The organism is Pantoea sp. nfd-35 (assembly GCF_056892255.1).
The window spans coordinates 628785-646002 of record NZ_CP122403.1 but is presented as its reverse complement, the minus strand read 5'-3'; the positions used below and the strand labels follow the sequence as shown (position 1 = coordinate 646002).

Annotated in this window: 12 protein-coding genes and 1 pseudogene; 5 read left to right on the top strand and 8 right to left on the bottom strand. The window is 54.3% G+C overall.

All coding sequences use genetic code 11. The annotated features are described in order from the left end of the window. Positions 1-116: 116 nt before the first annotated feature. Both P9J57_RS03080 and P9J57_RS03075 read right to left on the bottom strand, forming a co-directional pair. Positions 117-356: a hypothetical protein gene (locus tag P9J57_RS03080; protein ID WP_014604946.1), complete on the bottom strand. Its 240-nt coding sequence runs from the start codon at positions 354-356 to the stop codon at positions 117-119. Positions 357-778: 422 nt separating this feature from the next. After that, complete coding sequence (locus P9J57_RS03075; RefSeq protein WP_015699462.1) at positions 779-2242, bottom strand: methyl-accepting chemotaxis protein; 1464 nt, start codon at positions 2240-2242, stop codon at positions 779-781. 340 nt (positions 2243-2582) lie between these two features. Here P9J57_RS03075 and P9J57_RS03070 point away from each other — a divergent pair, with 340 nt between their 5' ends. Further along, the gene (locus P9J57_RS03070; protein WP_014594673.1) at positions 2583-4364 is read left to right on the top strand and encodes a GGDEF and EAL domain-containing protein; all 1782 of its coding nucleotides are present in this window, start codon (positions 2583-2585) and stop codon (positions 4362-4364) included. A 16-nt stretch (positions 4365-4380) separates the two neighbouring features. Here the strand turns inward: P9J57_RS03070 and P9J57_RS03065 are convergent, their stop codons facing one another. Continuing rightward, on the bottom strand, positions 4381-5958 hold the full coding sequence (locus P9J57_RS03065; RefSeq protein ID WP_483279381.1) for a sensor domain-containing diguanylate cyclase: 1578 nt from the start codon (positions 5956-5958) through the stop codon (positions 4381-4383). 364 nt (positions 5959-6322) lie between these two features. On the opposite strand from P9J57_RS03065, the gene iraP reads away from it, so the two are divergent. Both iraP and ddlA read left to right on the top strand, forming a co-directional pair. Beyond that, positions 6323-6676 carry an anti-adapter protein IraP gene (iraP, locus tag P9J57_RS03060; RefSeq protein ID WP_022622436.1) on the top strand — a complete coding sequence of 118 codons (354 nt, stop codon included), beginning with the start codon at positions 6323-6325 and terminating at the stop codon, positions 6674-6676. A 98-nt stretch (positions 6677-6774) separates the two neighbouring features. Further along, on the top strand, positions 6775-7872 hold the full coding sequence (gene ddlA, locus P9J57_RS03055; RefSeq protein ID WP_014594675.1) for a D-alanine--D-alanine ligase: 1098 nt from the start codon (positions 6775-6777) through the stop codon (positions 7870-7872). A gap of 18 nt (positions 7873-7890) precedes the next feature. On the opposite strand, the gene P9J57_RS03050 is transcribed toward ddlA, so the two are convergent. The 4 genes from P9J57_RS03050 to P9J57_RS03035 form a co-directional block, all read right to left on the bottom strand. Continuing rightward, a complete protein-coding gene (locus P9J57_RS03050; RefSeq protein WP_028715831.1) occupies positions 7891-9315 on the bottom strand; it encodes a GGDEF domain-containing protein in 1425 nt (474 codons plus the stop codon). A gap of 261 nt (positions 9316-9576) precedes the next feature. Further along, positions 9577-11052, bottom strand: coding sequence for a SulP family inorganic anion transporter (locus P9J57_RS03045; protein WP_483279380.1), 1476 nt, complete (start codon positions 11050-11052; stop codon positions 9577-9579). Further along, the gene (locus P9J57_RS03040; protein ID WP_014594678.1) at positions 11049-11681 is read right to left on the bottom strand and encodes a carbonic anhydrase; all 633 of its coding nucleotides are present in this window, start codon (positions 11679-11681) and stop codon (positions 11049-11051) included. Before P9J57_RS03040 ends, P9J57_RS03045 begins: the two co-directional genes overlap by 4 nt. Positions 11682-12252: 571 nt before the next feature. After that, positions 12253-13062, bottom strand: coding sequence for a 5'-nucleotidase, lipoprotein e(P4) family (locus tag P9J57_RS03035; protein WP_013027315.1), 810 nt, complete (start codon positions 13060-13062; stop codon positions 12253-12255). 108 nt (positions 13063-13170) lie between these two features. Between P9J57_RS03035 and P9J57_RS03030 the strand changes: the two genes are divergently transcribed. Both P9J57_RS03030 and P9J57_RS03025 read left to right on the top strand, forming a co-directional pair. Next, positions 13171-13878 carry a purine nucleoside phosphorylase YfiH/LACC1 family protein gene (locus tag P9J57_RS03030; RefSeq protein WP_072137228.1) on the top strand — a complete coding sequence of 236 codons (708 nt, stop codon included), beginning with the start codon at positions 13171-13173 and terminating at the stop codon, positions 13876-13878. Positions 13879-14038: 160 nt separating this feature from the next. Beyond that, a complete protein-coding gene (locus P9J57_RS03025) occupies positions 14039-16060 on the top strand; it encodes an oxidoreductase (protein WP_483279379.1) in 2022 nt (673 codons plus the stop codon). Here the strand turns inward: P9J57_RS03025 and rlmG are convergent. Beyond that, positions 16061-17180: pseudogene (rlmG, locus tag P9J57_RS03020) on the bottom strand (23S rRNA (guanine(1835)-N(2))-methyltransferase RlmG). It lies immediately after the preceding gene. Positions 17181-17218 lie beyond the last annotated feature (38 nt).

Below are 17218 nucleotides of genomic sequence, written 5' to 3'. Positions count from 1 at the left end.
ACCTGTACTGATAACGACATCTACTCTTACATAGTGCCCGATGTTGTAATTATCGTCCGTTCAGGAGCGAACTTCATAGCTAAAACCGTGTTTACGCTTTTAAAGGGTAAAAATCGTCATTTTTTCTGTTGCGGCACCAGTTCGTAATGGGGATGGCGCCCCGCAAGCAGCAGCAGAAGCTCATACTCCCCCTGACTCAGCAAGGCGACCTTGGCGGTGGCCTCTTTGGTTTGCCATGCCCGCAAACTCAGATCGAAGCGTTCGGCAGCCCCTTCCTGCGACAGGCCAGCGGCAATCCGCAGTTCACGCACGTTATTCTGGACGGTAACGGGCCGTCGGACGATTGAATTTCCCAAACCAGGCTCCCTGTGGATAAAGTAGGGTAACAGGTCGTCAGCCGATCCCTTCGGTGTCCGCTGACACATCTGTCTGCAACCGTTGCAGCACACATTTCATAAGGATTTTTAATCTTATCTGTTGAAATGTCAAACAGGGGACAGTTCGTCTGCTGGGATTATTTATCTCTAAAAGGAGGGTCAGTCCAGCCCGGCTTATTTTGATTAAGCGAAACGCCTTTATATTTAACTGGCTCAAAATTTTGGTTTTTATTCTGTGTTGTTATTATGTAAGTAAATATTTATCACGGAATGCTCTATTTAATGCAAACAAAAAACCCCGCATCCGATACGGGGTTTTAAAAGGCATCGCGGCAGGTTAGCGCGTTTATAAGGTATCAGGTTGTTCCCAGTCCCTTAATATCTTATGAGACAGGCACGAATTAACGGCCAAACGCGACCCACGCATCATCATCTTTGGTCGGTGCAGAGACGATGTGACGCTTCGCCGGTGCTGGCGTGACTGGGGAAAACTGAGCGGGGGACGTCGCGGGTAGCGTAAACCGCGTGATCACGCTGGTCAGCGTTTCCGTCTGATTATTCATGCTCTCTGCTGAAGCCGATATCTTATGAACCAGCGTGCTGTTTTGCTGCGTCACACGGTCAATCTCGGCAACGGCGATCGTCACCTGAGAAAGGCCCTTGCTTTGCTCTTCGGATGCCAGCGCTATCTGGCTAATCAGCTCGTTAACGCTGCTCACGCTCTGCAGGACCTCTTCCATCGTGCTGCCGGCGCTGTCGGCTGCTCCGCGCCCTTCACCAATCCGCGCGACCGTGTCCGCAATCAGTCCTTCTATCTCTTTCGCCGCTTCAGCACTGCGCTGGGCCAGCGACCGAACTTCGCTGGCAACAACCGCAAAGCCACGCCCCTGTTCCCCGGCACGTGCGGCCTCAACCGCGGCGTTGAGGGCCAAAATGTTGGTCTGGAACGCGATGCCATTAATGGTGGCAGTAAACTGGCGGATTTTTTCAGCCCCCACGGCAAGTCCCGTCATCGCGGTCACTACTGTTTTAACCAGCTGCTCGCCTTTCTGCGTTGTCTGGGCTGTTATACCTGCCAGCTCACGCGCTTCACGACTGTTTTCAGCATTGTGCCGAACGGTGGCCGTCAGTTGCTCCATGCTGGCAGCCGTCTCCTCCAGCGCCGCTGCCTGGGTGGCCGTTCGGTTCGACAGGTCAGCATTCCCTTTCGCAATATCCCCCGCTTCAAAGTTCAAAACAGAGGCGTTATCGCGAATAGCCAGAACGGTATTTAACAAGCTTTGTTGCATTTCTTTTAATAAAGGAACCATTTGCCCGACACAATTCCTGCCAAGATCTTCGGGTTCACGGGTCAAATCACCTTCGGCAATCACGCGGAAGTGAGCGCGCAGTTTCGCGACCGGTCGCACCAGGTGCACCACCAGATAACGGTCGCAAAAGAGCAGCAGCGCGGTGACGGCGGCCAGCGTCACCAGAAAGAGATCGACCAGCTTCTGATGCTCATTGCGCAGCGGTGCCTGATCAGCGGAAAGCTGCTGTTCAAGTGCCGTGAGCCGTTCCTGAGTTGCTGCGGGATAATCCTGAGGCGCGCTGGTGAGAGCGGTACGATACCGCTGCCAGTCAGCCTCTGCCGGTGCCTGGGCGGCAATGTCTGCATGCGTAGCCGTTGCGTTAGCCTGCACCTGCAAGCTGGCGCGATTAAGAAAAACCAACTGCTGAGTCAGGCTGTTACTGCGGCTGGCCTGATGGTCGATTTCATTGATGATGAACGATCCATATGCGCCGGCTAACGCGATAATCATGACAGCAGCGATAAGGATCCAGAGGACAACGCGTCTGATTGTAAAATTTTTTAGAATATTCATGGTATTTCCCCGGTGTGGCGGCGTAAAAAAAACTAAAATAAAATATTCACGGCTAATAGTTGCGAGCAAAACAATAGCGCGCTACTCTTATCTGAGTATTGTGGCAGCGTTATTGAAAAAATAAAAATCAAAAATTGATTAAATGTATGCATCGTCGATAACTAATAAATTCATTAAAGAAAATAAAAAGAGACATAAAACCAGAACGCGCCTATTATTTACCGAGAAAAAAACTATTTTTTATTTTCCTTTCGCCGAGTCCGGCCTCATTCCGGTGTTTTTATTCGACATTTTTTCTTTTTAATTTCGCGCCGTGAGCAATCCGGAGCGGAGGACACACATGCTTATGAATCTCGACGGCGATCATGAACGCCGCACGCGTGCCCTTGAGGCCCTTCGCTACCCCGATGAAAGTCGGGATGATGTGCTGAGAAAATTCGTCAGGCTTGCCAGTCAGGCGCTGAATATTCCCGGCAGCTTTATTTCGGTCATTGATGACGAATTCCAGTACATTCGTGCCTCACACAACTTCAAGCTGGAGCGCTCCTCCCGTGAGGACTCCCTTTGCCGCTACGCGGTAGACAGCGATGCTGCGGTGGTGGTGCCAGACACGTTTCTGGACAGCCGGTTCGCGGCCCACCCGCTGATCATTGGCGCCCCCTTTATTCGTTTTTATGCGGGCGTACCGCTCAAAAACCGCGATGGCATTAATCTGGGCACGCTGTGTGTGACCGATATTCAGCCGCATCCTTTCACCCCGGCACAAATCACGACGCTGACACTGCTGTCATCACTGGTGATGTCATTTCTGGAAGCGTGGCATTCTGCAGGATTTATCGATCCGGTGACGAATCTGCCAAATCGTCAGCGCCTGATCCGCGACATGCATTATCTGGCGGCTGCCGGTGACACCACACTGCGTCGCCTGGTCCTGATTGACTGTATAGATATGCCCCGTGCCTATGAACTGGCCCGTTCAATGGGCATGGCCCCGGTCGAAAGCCTGCTTAAAGATGTTGCGACACTGCTCCCTTTACGCCTGCGTCCTGCACCCAGCGATATTCTTTACACCGTGGCAACTGGACGTTTTGCCGTGCTGACCCGGGCGGACAGCCGCATCAGTGCTAACTGGGTGGCCTGCCAGATGGCGGGCATCAGTGCGGACCTGGGTGAAGGCCTCTCGGTGGGGCTGAGTACGCACACCGGTGAAGTCGATTTTGTCTCCGGCATTTTCCCCCCTCACGAAACGCTGCGTCAGGCAGTCAGTGCCTTGCATGAAGCCATCGATCGGGGATTGCCCTCTTTACGCTTTAGCGAGGCCACCGACAACAAACGTACCCAGGACTTCACCCTGGTAAACGATCTGGCGAGGGCGTTGCGGGAAAATAGCGGCCTGTATTTGGTTTACCAACCCAAAATTTGCTTACAAAGCGGCAAGCCTATTGGGCTGGAGGCGCTGATTCGCTGGCGCCATCCCGTACACGGTGAACTCTCCCCTGCCTCATTTATTCCGCTGGCCGAGCAGACAGAGATACTCACGAGCCTGACCACCTGGGTCATAGACAACGTGATTACGCGCCTGAAACGTCTGCGCAATAGCTGTATCCAGTTGCCGATCACGATTAACGTTAGTGAGCGTGATTTCTCGATTGATGGCTTCGCGGACGTGCTGGAAGAGAGAATGTTAAAGGCGAAACTTCCCACGTCGCTGTTGGGAATTGAGTGCCTGGAAACAGAGCGCATTGTGGAAAGCCCTTCCGCCATGCGCGGACTTGAAATGCTTAAACTGCGCGGCTTCGGTATTTCTCTTGATGATTTTGGCACCGGCTACAGCAATATCAGCTATCTTCGCCGTATGCCGCTGGACGTGATTAAACTGGACAGATCGTTGATCAGTGAGCTGTCGTCAGATACGGCGTCACGCATCATCGCCCGCAACATCATCGCCATGCTGAAAGAGCTGGATTATGTCGTGCTAGCTGAAGGCGTAGAATGCGTCGATACCGTCGAGGCATTAACAGAATATGGTTGTGACCAGGCGCAGGGCTTTTTCTACTCCCGGCCGCTGGCAGACAGTGAACTGGATCACTGGCTGCACTGGAAACTGCGTGAGATGTGCTGATACACGGCGCGCAGGCTTATCCGGCAGGATAGCGAACGATCGCGCCCTCGTGGCTTATCATCACCCGATTACGGCCATCCCCTTTGGCCGCATACAACGCTTCGTCTGCCCGTCTTAACAGGGCGTCTTTGTCCTCCGTTTCACTTAGCGTCGCGACGCCGAGAGAGACAGTCATCGCACTGATAAACGGAAATGACGTTTTGCTGACGGCTTCACGGATGCGTTCCGCCATCGCGGCCGCGTCGTTCAGTGCCGTACCGGGAAGCAGCAAAATAAACTCCTCCCCCCCAAAACGGCTTATCACATCCAGCGTGCGGCATCGCTTACGCAACAACCCTGCCAGGCTTACCAGAACCTCGTCTCCCGCATCATGCCCGTAGCGATCGTTGATCTTTTTGAAGTGATCGATATCAATAGCGATGGCGCTTTGCACAGGCTCTTCGCTGTGCTGCGCCGCCTGAATATAAAAGCCGCGCCGGTTATTCAGTCCGGTCAGCGGATCGGTCATGGCTTTATCATTCAGGTCGGCAACGTGCCCGGCGACCGCCCGACGATGCTGCTGAACCGCCTCTCTCAACCTGTCCGCTTCGTTATACCAGGTGTTAACCGATGAGAGCAGCTCCGGGCTGGCATCGCTACCACCATCGCGCACCATTCCGGCCAGTTTTTCCAGCGGATAAGAGATGCGCGTCGCCAGAAAGGCCATACAGGTTGCGGTAAGCACGATAACAGCGAGGATAAACCAGAACGCGCTCCTGGCCGTGTGCGCCATCAGGCTACCCACGGTTTCTGAGGTGCCTGACATAAAAATATTCCAGTCGGTTTTTTGCAGGCTGGCATAGCCGATGAGGTATTTTTTGCCCTCCTCCTGAATCATTAACTGACCACTCGTGGTTGAGGCCAGCCGCTTTTGCAACTGTGGGCTTAGCGCCATGCGTTTACCAACCTGGGCTGGATCGTGACTGAAAATAACGGAGCCGTCATCACTGACAATACTCACCGAGGTGCCATCCCCGTAATAATGCTGGCTCAGCACATCACTCAACATGCTCTGTTTCTTCAGGTAGATGGTTCCACAGATAAAACCAAGATAACGTCCATCCGCTGCAAACAGGGGCTGTGACAGCAGCACGACGTAATTGCCTGAAGGGGAGTTGAAAGGCGAGGAAATAAAGGGCTTACGGAACGTAATAGCCTGCTCTGTCTGCGGAGTGTCTACTTTCACGCCCACGAGGCTGAGGCTTTCAGGCGAAACGGAAGCGATAACGGCATGGCGGTCAACAACAGCGACCGAATTAAAAAAGCCGGACTGCTGCAGTAAACGCGTGGTTTCGCGATGCAACCTGTTCAGATCGTTGAGATCGGTGATCTGATTAGCACTCCAGGCCAGTTCGCGCTGAGCAATGGTCAGGTAATGATCGGTCGTATCCGCCAGCTTGCGCGCGTAGGCGATGTTACTGTCTAACAGCGACTCTTCAATATTGCTCTTTTGAAAAATAAACAGCGCGCCCAACAGCAGACCTGAAGTCAGTATGACGCTTCCAATGGATAACGCGGTAAGGAGCGTTCGTAGATGTATTTTTCTGCGATACATATTGGGTTGCGCTGAGGATGAGTTAGTCAAATTTTAACCGCCGCAGCGCCAGACAAACGCGAGAATAAACGCCTGTTTACTTGTCTTTCATACTGAATGACGTTACGCATTGCTGTAAAAGCAGCCTGATACTCTTTTTTTTGCGTTGTGCAGCATTTAGGCGCCGTGAAGGTGTAATCTGGGCCAGCGGTTACCCGGGCGTTTTTGGGTTTACCCTTGCCAGGCATTCCAGCCGGATAACGCCTCTGGCGGCGGCGCAAAGCCTTTCGTGATAAGCGGAATCATCGGATCACGGCACGGTTGCCTGTGCTTTTCTCTGCGCTAATAATGTTCAACACCTACACAGACTCTGAGGAAGACCATGATGAAAAGCGCTGTTCTTAGCATGCTGGCCAAAATTTCAAAAATGGATGCTGAAACGAAAGAACTGGTTGCTCAGACAGAAGCGCAGTCGCTGTTGCTCAGCGCGTTGACGCTGACCGTGGGCAAAAGCGGCGGTGTCGAAGAGCTGATTTCAGCGATCAGTCAGGCCATCAATACGGTTCTGGAGTCCTCTGACGGCCTGATTAAATCCGATGCGGAGCTTCTGCTGACCAAATTTCAGGAGCAGTTAACGCTGACCCGGCTGGTGGATGAGGAGTCAAAAGAGTTTCTGAAAAGCGTTCCTCAAAAATCGCTTCCCTCCGTCTCCGGTAATGAAAAAATTACCGACTGCTAGCCATCGCCTCTGAGGGCGATGCGTTAAGCGCGTCTGTCTGTCTTTTATCGTCACGCCTGTGGTAGGGTATTTATTTGCCTGTACGTGGATAAGGTTCGATGAAAAAACAGCGAGTTGGCATCGTGTTCGGTGGCAAATCCTCTGAGCATGAAGTGTCATTGCAGTCGGCTAAGAATATTGTTGATGCGATTGATAAAACCCGGTTTGAGGTTGTGCTGCTGGGGATTGATAAGCAAGGCCAGTGGCATCTTAATGATGCCTCAAACTTTCTGCTGAATGCGGAAAATCCGTCGCTGATTGCCTTGAACCGCACGGCAAAACAGGTCGCACTCATCCCCGGCGAACCCCAAAACCAGATCATTGACCGAATGGACGCCCATCCGCTGTCGCAGCTCGACGTGATTTTTCCCGTGGTTCACGGCACGCAAGGCGAAGACGGTTCCCTGCAGGGTTTGCTGCGTATGGCTTCGCTCCCCTTCGTTGGCTCGGACGTGCTGGGCTCTGCCGTCAGCATGGATAAAGACGTCACAAAACGCCTGCTGCGGGATGCCGGTTTAAAGGTTGCCCCCTGGCTGAGCGTGACGCAGGCGCAGATGAACAATCTGGACATCGAAGCCGTTATCGCACGCTTTGGACTCCCGCTTTTTATCAAGCCAGCGAATCAGGGATCGTCCGTTGGCGTCAGTAAGGTCACCACCGCTGCAGCGTTTCGTGCGGCGCTGGAGCTGGCGTTTAGGTTTGACAATAAGGTTCTGATTGAAAAAGGGATTAAAGGTCGCGAGATCGAGTGCGCCGTGCTGGGCAACGATTACCCAGAGGCCAGCCCCTGCGGCGAAGTCGTGGTGAGCGATGCCTTTTATTCCTATGACACCAAGTACATTAGCGAAACCGGCGCACACACGGTGATTCCGGCGGACATTCCTGCGGCTGTCGATGAGGCGATTCGTGAGGTGGCGCTCACCGCCTTCACCGCGCTGTCCTGTTTTGGTCTGGCCCGTGTTGACGTGTTCTATACCGAAGACGGTGAGATTATCGTGAATGAGGTGAATACGTTACCCGGCTTCACCAACATCAGCATGTATCCTAAGCTTTGGCAGGCGGCAGGTCTGAGCTATCAGGATCTGATTACCCGCCTGATTGAGCTGGCACTGGAACGTCATCAACAGAACGCGTCGCTCAAAACCAGCGTTAATTAATCGCCGCCAGCGGCCTGCTCAGGCAACGTCGCTGGTCATCTCACTGCGCGCATTGCCGGGTGAGGTCTGATTACGGCCGTTTCGCTTAGAGATATAAAGGTTTTTATCCGCGGCAGAGATCAAACGATTAACCGTTTCGGCCCACTCCACACCGGGTTGCGCCTGGCCGTATGCCAGCCCCAGGCTGACGGTGACGGTGACCGCGTTGCCATGCAGTAAGAATTTCTCTTTAACGATGCTCTGACGAATGCCTTCAGCGAGTGAATAAATCATTTCCGGCGAGAGGTCGAACTGCACAATCACAAACTCCTCTCCGCCAAAGCGGCAGATATGGCCGTGGTTGCCCACCAGCGGCGAAATGCGCCGCGCGATCTCCTCCAGTACCCTGTCGCCCGCATCATGGCCAAAATTGTCATTGACCGATTTAAAGTAGTCCACATCCAGCAGGATCACCCCAACCTGGCGTTGCTCAGAACAGGCTTCATTGCGGAGATGTTCATACAGCCCCGAACGCGACAGGAGCTGGGTCAGAAAATCGTAGTCCGCACGTAGCGCCAGACGTTCATTGAGCTGGCGAATCGCATCCATGCTTACTGCCACAATTAACGGACTCAGAGCGATCGTGGCTACGCCGAGGCGCGCTGAGGTCAGATGGCTGATGGGCAGCAGACTGTTATCGCCCTGAATATTCATCACACCGTGAGAAACCAAAATAATTTGGCTAATCCCGGTTATCAGGGTGATCAGGCTGGTCAGCGGCACAGGCAACACGATGGCACACCAGATTAGGGCTGGCACCGGTAAGGTAAGGCTGCCTGCCCCGCCCATTAACGCCCCGGCGACCAGTGACAGCACGACGGCAATTAACGGGACAATTTTGCCCATTTGCAGCCGCCGGGCTGAAATCCTCACGCGCCAGCTTGAGGTCAACAGAAACGGCAGCAGCATGAGTCCGGTCGAAAACTGCTCGCTGAACCAGTTCATCCACGCGTCGGCAAATTCGGCATTTATGCTGCCGACCTGCGCCAGGCCGCCCCAGGTGGCGCAACCGAACGCCGCCAGCAGGCAAGCCGGAAAAATGCGCATGGCGTTAGCGATACGCTCGCTGCTGGAGTCGTGCTGATACTGCCGCCCCATCACCACGACGCAAATCAGGATAAACAGAATATTGGCAACGTTCAGTGTGAACGCCGGTAAGGCCCAGCCTGAAAACACCGCGTCGTTAAATACCATGGCGCTGAAACAAACAAGATAAAAACGGGTGCGATGAAGAAAGGGATAGCGCAGCATCATACCGGCAATAAAGGCGTTAACCGGCCAGAACAGGGATAAGTCATGGGGAATACGCAGATGTCCGCCGACAAAACAGAACATCAGAGTAATCATAAACAGCCAGAGGGCACTTTTTTTAGCATTGTGCTCTTCAAACAGCTTAACGCGCATACGTCTGGACCTTGTCACAAAGAGGCTTACCATCACGCCGCTTACGGGGTATATGGCGTTATGATTATTTAACCCTGAATCTTGTCTGCGCCATTCAAAGAAAAGCACCCTTAAATGAACGAACGTAAGCGATTTGAAGCCCGTTACTGGGTATAAGCATGCAGGCAGAGATCCCCATCCATTATGTCTTACAAATAAAAAAATCGGATATCCGAGATATCCGATTTTTCACGTTTTGTCTGACTGTTTTGGTCTGAACGGTTATTTCACCGCCACCGGCCATTGACTCAGACGGATTCCCCGCTTATCCGCATTCTCACCAAAATCCTTCAGGACGGCTTTGACGTCCGGATCGATGTATTCTGCATTATCGTTATCGACGATTACCACGCTATTTTCGGGTATTTTATCAAGCAGCCCCTGCAGTTTAGGATTGTGCATAAACGTCAGATTTTGCTGGAAACGTAAAACGTAGTGGTCGTCATAACGTGTAAGCTGCAATGCGTTACGGTGGCTCTTGTAGATGCTGTAAAGGATCTGGGTGGCAATACCGATACCGATACCGACCAGCATCCCCAGCGTAATAATCCCGATAATCGTGGCCAGGAACGGTACGTACTGTTGCGCGCCCATGCGGAACTGCTCAATAAACAGACGAGGTGCGGCCAGCTTGTAGCCGGTGTACAGCAGCACCGCCGCGAGGCTGGCGAGCGGGATAGCATTCAGCATTTCACTGAACCACATTCCGCAAATCAGCAGCATGACGCCATGTAGCAAAATGGACAGTTTGGTTTGTGCGCCAGCGTTGACGTTAGCCGAACTCCGGACGATCACCGCCGTAATGGGCATGGCGCCAAGGAAGCCGGCCGTCAGGTTACCTATGCCCTGGGCAAACATTTCTCTGTTGGGTGACGGCGCTGGGGTTTGCAGCCGCAGCTTTTTCAGGGCTTCCTGGCTTAACAACGTTTCCAGACTCGCCACCAGCGCCAGGGTCAGGGCCACGACCCAGACCTGTGGATTTTTCCATGCCATCCAGTCCGGGGTTTCCAGCTCCGCCATCATCGCGGAAACGCTGTCAAAAGCGGGCAGTGAAATGCGCGGTAGGGCACCGGTGAATTCAGGGAACAGTCGCGCGCCTGCAACGGTCACCACACAGCCAAACAGCACGGCGAACAAGGGGCCAGGTATCCATGCCAGTGCCTTGATTCGTTTAATGGGTCCGGTTGTCCATACAAACAGAATGAACAAGCCCACTAAAGAAACCAGCAGCGCGGACAGCGAGAATGTCATTTCCCCGTTGACCAGCGACACTAACTTCACGCTGCCACCCGCGCCCAGCGCGACCGGTATCTGCTGCATAATCAGCAGCAACCCAATCGCCGCCAGCATGCCCTTGATGACGCTGCCGGGCACCAGGGCGATGAAACGCCCGGCGCGTAACAGGCCAAACAGACATTGCAGCACCCCGGCGATAATCAGGGCGGTCAGAAACGCGGAGAAGCTGCCCAGCGTCGCCATAGAGGCCACGACGATGGTCACCAGGCCCGCGGCCGGTCCGCTGACCGCAAAACGTGAAGGGCTCAGGGAGGTCACGAGTATCCCGCCAATCACCCCCGTCAATAAACCGGCAAACGGCGGCAGTCCGCTGGCCTGTGCGATGCCCAGGCAGAGCGGCAGTGCGACCAGAAACACAACCAGCCCTGCCGGCACATCGCGGCGTAATGTATCCAGATTCATGGTGAAGACTCCTCTGCAGATTGCTGAATCAACTCTTTAAGATGACCCGATTGCAGGTCGTAAACACAGCCAAACACGTCCAGTTCCTGACCAGACTGCCAGGCCTGCCGTACCGGTTCGGCCGCCACCAGATTGGCAAACTGCACCAAAACATTGGCCTCAACCAGACGATTCAGTTTCTCGCTTTCCGTCTCCTGCGTGGCTTCGCTGTGAAGATGACTCGCTAACCCACGCCGCAGAAAAGTAATACGCCGTGCCAGTGCCGAATCCTCAGTGGCCAGCGGGCTGTCAGGCAGGGATAAGGCCGCCTGAACGCCTCCGCAGCCGTAGTGACCGCTCAGCACGATTCGCTTTACCCCAAGGTAAAAAACGGCATATTGCAGCACGCTTAGCAGGTTATCGTCCTCTGCCACGACCATATTGGCGATATTACGGTGAACAAACAGTTCACCAGGATGCGACCCCGTTAATACCTCCGCCGGTACCCGACTGTCTGAACAGCCTATCCATAATGAATGCGGTTTTTGCTGATATAAGGATTTTTCAAAATAGGCGGGGTTACGCTGGCGGCGCTGAAGTGCCCAACTGCGATTTTTCGCTAATAAGGGTTTAAGTGTCGTCACAATCATCTTCTCTCTACGACCGGGAACAGGACGTTCTGGCTGACCACGGAGTGAACCCGCTCACTTAATATCTGCGAATGGGTTACGAAACCTGAAGCTCATCACATTAAAAGGTTATAGCTGCTTATCATTATCAATGCACACGGAATATTTCAACCCAGAAAAACAGGGCGTTTTATGTAAGCACTTATTCAACGAACGTCATGGTTACGTAAATAAAATTAAGAGGTCATACCACTGAGGCATCTGGTTACTTTAATTATTTATCATTAAAATCATTCAGTTAAATATTTATCAGGAAAAGCAAAACTGACAAATAAATACAAAACGCTTTCCGGGCGAGAATGAAAAAAAAAGAGGTCGCGCATCAGACCAGGATTACTCTTAAATGCAGAATTTATGAATAGCACAATCCACCGCCTTTATTCGAATTAGGCAGTTAAATGAACTTTGTTAAAGGGAATATTAAAGCAAGAGATGGTTAATTTAATTTGCATGAGAATAGTGACGACAGTAAGTAAATGCCCACAGCGATGTAAAAAGAGCCTGCTCATTGCAGGCTCTCTGTATTGACACATTATTTACCGTTCCAGGCCCTCAGGCGCGCTTCACGGACGGAGAGCTGCTGTTCAGGCGTCAGTTTATTGTAATTCTCGGCCATCCCGCTCTCCCAGTCGCCGTAGAGCGGGTTCGGCAACACAATGAACTGTGTACCAAACTGTGCATGGTTACGCTCAACAAACGCCTGGCGCTGTGCATTCCCCTGATGCCAGGTTGCCCCACCAAAATCGTTCAGGTTGTCACCGATATACAACACCACGTTGTAGCCCGCGTTTTTGATTGCATCGAAACGTGCCTGTTTGTTTGATGAGTCCGTTTTCAGGCTCACCGTTTTTTCGCTCACGCCGCTAAAACCAAGCTGTTCAAGGTTAGCCACCGTCGCAGCGTAATCTTTCTGATCGCGGTTGGAGACATAGAATACGGTGCCGCCATGGCTGTTGACATAACGGGCAAACTCCACCGCGCCGGGAACGGCTCTGGCCTGACGCGCCTGGGTCCAGGCTGACCAGGTTTTATCGCTGAAAGGCTGTCCATTTTTTGCCTGCCAGGCACTGTAGGCGCTGTTATCGAGCATGGTTTCATCTAAATCGACGATGACCGCTTTAGGCTTGCCGGTCAGCGAAGCCGATTGATCAAAGGCCAGACGGGCGCTGTTAAATGCCTGCCAGCTGAGCGCCTGATATTCGCCGGACTGCTGGAACCAGTCTAACGCCAGCACCGATTGCTGCCCCAGTTGCTGCTGTGCCTGCTGCCGGGCAGGTTGCGCACAGCCCGCCAGCGCCAGCACAACCATGGCTGACAGCGCGACATTCACTGAATTTTTCATCGTTTCATCCTAAGGTGTGAAAGATTTGAGTGGGTAACGCTTCAAAAATGTAGCAGTTAACGTAAGCTGAGGGCAGCAGATTGCACGCTGACCTGACAGGAGAAGAGGATGTCCGCCATGCCGCGTTCGCCATTACTTGATGCACTCGACTGGGTCGATTACGCTTTTCAGCCCGCAGGTGAGCCGCCGCCCGAGGATGCGGCCTATGGTCATCAGCGCCACAGCGCCGTGGTCGTCACCGATATCCATAATTTCCCCCCTAAAAACTGTGATGCAGATGGCGTGATTGCCACCGGACACCGACCCGTCGCCGTGTACACGGCCGACTGTTTACCCGTATTGTTTGCCGACCGGCAAGAGAGACAGGTGGCCGCCGTGCATGCCGGCCTGCAGGGCACGCTGGCCGGGGTGCTGTACCGCGCCGTGGAGCAACTCTGTGAACGCGGCGCAACGCCCCAGAGCCTGACCGTGGCGATTGGCCCGGCGCTGGCGCCCTGCTGTTTTGAGCTTGATCGGCAACGCCTGGCAGATATTGAGCGGTTGCCAGGTATCCCCCTGCCGCTGCGCTATCACGAGCAGCAGCCTCGTAATCCGTACGCACTGCGCCCCCAGGCCGTTCCCACCCAGGCAGGCATCTGGTTCGATTTACCGCAGTTGGCTAAGCAGATGCTGGTCAATACAGGCATACCTTCAGCACAAATCGACCTGATTCCTCTGTGTACATACTGCGCCACAGAATCTGGCTCCAGCTACCGTTTCAACACCCATCACGGCAGCGGCTATCGTTCGCGCTATTCCTGGATTCGCCGCCGCTGAATTCCCACTGAGTCTGCTCTTTTGCGGCGTGTTTAAGGGGCGGGCTGCCGCGCCGGGTAGTGACGCTTTTATGATGTTTCTCACCTGATGCCATTTCACTTTTTTTTAACATAGAAATGGTTGAAGCTAACTCATCCGACCACTTTATCTGTGAGTGATTATGACAGCGCTGCCCTCCCACTATCCTGCTTTATTCACCCCGCTCGATCTGGGCTTTACTCAGCTCAGAAACCGTTTTCTGATGGGGTCAATGCATACGGGCCTTGAAGAGCGTGAAGATGGCGCGGCCAGGCTGGCGGCATTCTACGGCGAGCGGGCACGGGAAGGCGTGGCGCTGATCGTCACAGGCGGCGTGTCACCGAATCCCCAAGGCGTGACCGCCGAACACGGTGCCGTACTGAATGACGACGCACAGTGTGACTGGCACCGACAGATTACCGCCGCGGTGCATCAGCATGAGGGGAAAATCGCCCTGCAGATATTGCATACGGGCCGCTACAGCTTTCAGCGCGGTCTGGTTGCCCCCTCTGCGATACAGGCCCCCATCAATCGCTTTACTCCGCGTGAACTGAGCGATGCCGAGGTTGAACAGACCATTGCCGATTTCGCCCACTGTGCCCGGCTCGCCCAGAAGGCGGGCTACGATGGTGTGGAAATCATGGGTTCCGAAGGTTATCTGATTAACCAGTTTCTGGTGCAGCACACCAACCAGCGCCAGGATCGTTGGGGCGGTGATTTTACCGGGCGCATGCAATTTGCCCTGGCGATTACCCGCGCGGTACGCGCGGCCACTGGCGAGCGCTTTATTATTATCTTCCGGCTGTCGATGCTGGATTTAATTCACCACGGCAGCACGCTGGACGAAACGCTGCAGCTGGCCAGCGAGCTGGAACGCTGCGGTGTGACGCTATTTAATACCGGCATCGGCTGGCATGAGGCACGAATTCCAACCATTGCCACCTGCGTACCCCGCGCCGCCTTTGCCTGGGTCACGCGCCGTTTGCGTCAGCACGTCGCGGTGCCGGTGGTAGCGACTAACCGAATCAACCACCCACAGGTGGCCGAACAGCTATTACAGGATGGCTGTGCAGACATGGTGTCGATGGCGCGACCTTTTCTGGCCGATGCTGCCTTTGTCAGCAAGGCGCAGCGGGGGGATGACAACAGCATCAACACCTGTATCGCCTGTAATCAGGCCTGTCTGGACCAGATTTTTGCCGGTCATGTGACCTCCTGCCTGGTTAACCCCCGCGCCTGCCATGAATCCCTGATGCCCGTTACGCCGACGCGCGCAGCTAAACGGCTGGCCGTGGTCGGCGCCGGACCGGCGGGCATGGCGTTTGCGTTGCAGGCGGCAGAACGGGGGCATCAGGTAACACTTTATGATGCCGCGCCAGACATCGGCGGGCAGTTTAATATCGCCCGTCAGATCCCTGGCAAAGAAGAGTTCAGCGAAACCCTGCGCTATTTTCGTCATCGTTTACCTGCGGCAGGCGTGGTCATTAAAACAGGTTGCCGGGTCAGCGCCGCTATGCTGGCTGACGTCGATGAGGTTATCCTGGCAACCGGCATTAAACCCCGCACGCCAGAGATTCCCGGTATCGATCATCCCAGCGTGCTGAGCTATCTGGATGTGCTGGCGGATAAACGTCCGGTTGGGCCGCGCGTGGCGATCATTGGCGCAGGCGGGATCGGGTTTGATACGGCAGAATACCTTTCTCAACCGCATCAGACCGAAACGGTGGACGACTTTTATCGTGAATGGGGCATCGATCACAGCCTGACGCAGCGCGGAGGTCTGATCGCCCCCGCGCCGCTGCGATCCCCTCGCCAAATCTGGCTGCTTCAGCGTAAGGCGGGCAAGCCCGGCGCAACGCTGGCGAAAACCACCGGCTGGATCCACCGCAGCAGCCTGCAGTCACGCGGCGTTGAAATGTGGGGCGGGATTACGTATCTGGCGATTGATGATGAAGGACTACATATCAAACGCGACGGCGAACCGCTTGTCCTGCCGGTTGATAATGTGATTATCTGCGCCGGTCAGGAGCCGCAACGCGAACTGGAAGCGGCATTGCGGGCAAACGGCAAACCGGTGCAGGTAATTGGCGGGGCCGATGTGGCGCAAGAGCTGGATGCCCGTCGGGCAATCGCCCAGGCCACCGCACTGGCGTTAACGCTTTAGTTAACGCATTTTTACGGCGCGCAGCACCACAAATTTTTTGTTGGAGGCCACCAGCGTACAGTTACCGAACAGCTTTTTCAGCTTGTGGTGATAATCAAGGTGGCGGTTGCCAACGATGCGCAGTTCTCCACCATATTGCAGGCAGCGTTTCGCATCGCGGAACATCTGCCAGGCCAGGTGGTCGGTGACCGCGTGCTGCTGGTGGAAGGGTGGATTACAGAGCACGGCATGCAAGGTATCGGATGGATAGCCACTAAGCACGTTGTTGACCCGGAACTGGCAGCGCGACAGATCGTCTGGGCGGTTGACCTCAACGTTTAACCGGCTGGAGGCCACTGCCATATAAGACTCATCAAGGAAATGCACCTCTGCCTCAGGATTCTGCGCCAGCGCCATCAGCCCGATAACGCCATTGCCACAGCCCAGATCGACGATTTCGCCCTCAATATTTTCCGGCAGATGCTGCATGAACAAGCGCGCACCGATATCCAGAGAAGATCGGGAAAACACGTTGGCATGGTTGTGAATCTGGTAAGGCGTTCCGTCCAGCGGCCAGACCTGCGTTGGCGCTTTTTCACGCAGCGCGGGTTGGGTGAACTGACTGTATATCACCCGCGCTTTTTTTACGGCCAGCGAGGTTTTTGGTTTCACCAATGATCTGTTCAAACAGTTGCAGCGTGGAGGTATGAATCTCTTTCGCACGCCCCGCCGCCAGCACCACGGTTTCCGGGGTAATCACCTGACGCACCGCACGCAGTTGCTGCTCCAGCAGGGCCAGCGTTTTAGGAACTTTAATCAACACCAGTGCGGGCGCCGCCGGTAAGTCAGAGAGGCTGTCGAGGAAATGGACGTCGCTGTCATCCAGCGCATTCAGGCGCAGGTTCTGGCGCGTTGCCTGCTGGCTCAGCCAGGAATCACTAATATGCCACACCGGACGCGAATGCAGCGCGCAGGTTAACGCCCCGAAACTGTCGTTAAAAATCAACGCCGGACCCGATGGCAGGCTTTGCTGCAACAGATATTCATCAGCGGCATCCCAGGCTTGTAACGGACTCTCGTCACGCATCTGCGGGAAACGATGCAGGGTTAGTGCGCGATCGTTCAGTTCAAGTTGGCTCATGAATTCTCCGGCGTGGTACACTTTGGTTGATTTTCGCC

What these genes read in the sequence shown, in the direction of transcription:
- P9J57_RS03025 (WP_483279379.1), top strand. Translation starts at nt 14,039, where the DNA reads ATGACAGCGCTGCCCTCCCACTATCCTGCTTTATTCACCCCGCTCGAT.
- P9J57_RS03070 (WP_014594673.1), top strand. Translation starts at nt 2,583, where the DNA reads ATGCTTATGAATCTCGACGGCGATCATGAACGCCGCACGCGTGCCCTT.
- P9J57_RS03050 (WP_028715831.1), bottom strand. Translation starts at nt 9,315, where the DNA reads ATGCGCGTTAAGCTGTTTGAAGAGCACAATGCTAAAAAAAGTGCCCTC.
- iraP (WP_022622436.1), top strand. Translation starts at nt 6,323, where the DNA reads ATGAAAAGCGCTGTTCTTAGCATGCTGGCCAAAATTTCAAAAATGGAT.
- P9J57_RS03040 (WP_014594678.1), bottom strand. Translation starts at nt 11,681, where the DNA reads ATGATTGTGACGACACTTAAACCCTTATTAGCGAAAAATCGCAGTTGG.
- ddlA (WP_014594675.1), top strand. Translation starts at nt 6,775, where the DNA reads ATGAAAAAACAGCGAGTTGGCATCGTGTTCGGTGGCAAATCCTCTGAG.
- P9J57_RS03030 (WP_072137228.1), top strand. Translation starts at nt 13,171, where the DNA reads ATGTCCGCCATGCCGCGTTCGCCATTACTTGATGCACTCGACTGGGTC.
- P9J57_RS03065 (WP_483279381.1), bottom strand. Translation starts at nt 5,958, where the DNA reads ATGTATCGCAGAAAAATACATCTACGAACGCTCCTTACCGCGTTATCC.
- P9J57_RS03075 (WP_015699462.1), bottom strand. Translation starts at nt 2,242, where the DNA reads ATGAATATTCTAAAAAATTTTACAATCAGACGCGTTGTCCTCTGGATC.
- P9J57_RS03045 (WP_483279380.1), bottom strand. Translation starts at nt 11,052, where the DNA reads ATGAATCTGGATACATTACGCCGCGATGTGCCGGCAGGGCTGGTTGTG.
- P9J57_RS03035 (WP_013027315.1), bottom strand. Translation starts at nt 13,062, where the DNA reads ATGAAAAATTCAGTGAATGTCGCGCTGTCAGCCATGGTTGTGCTGGCG.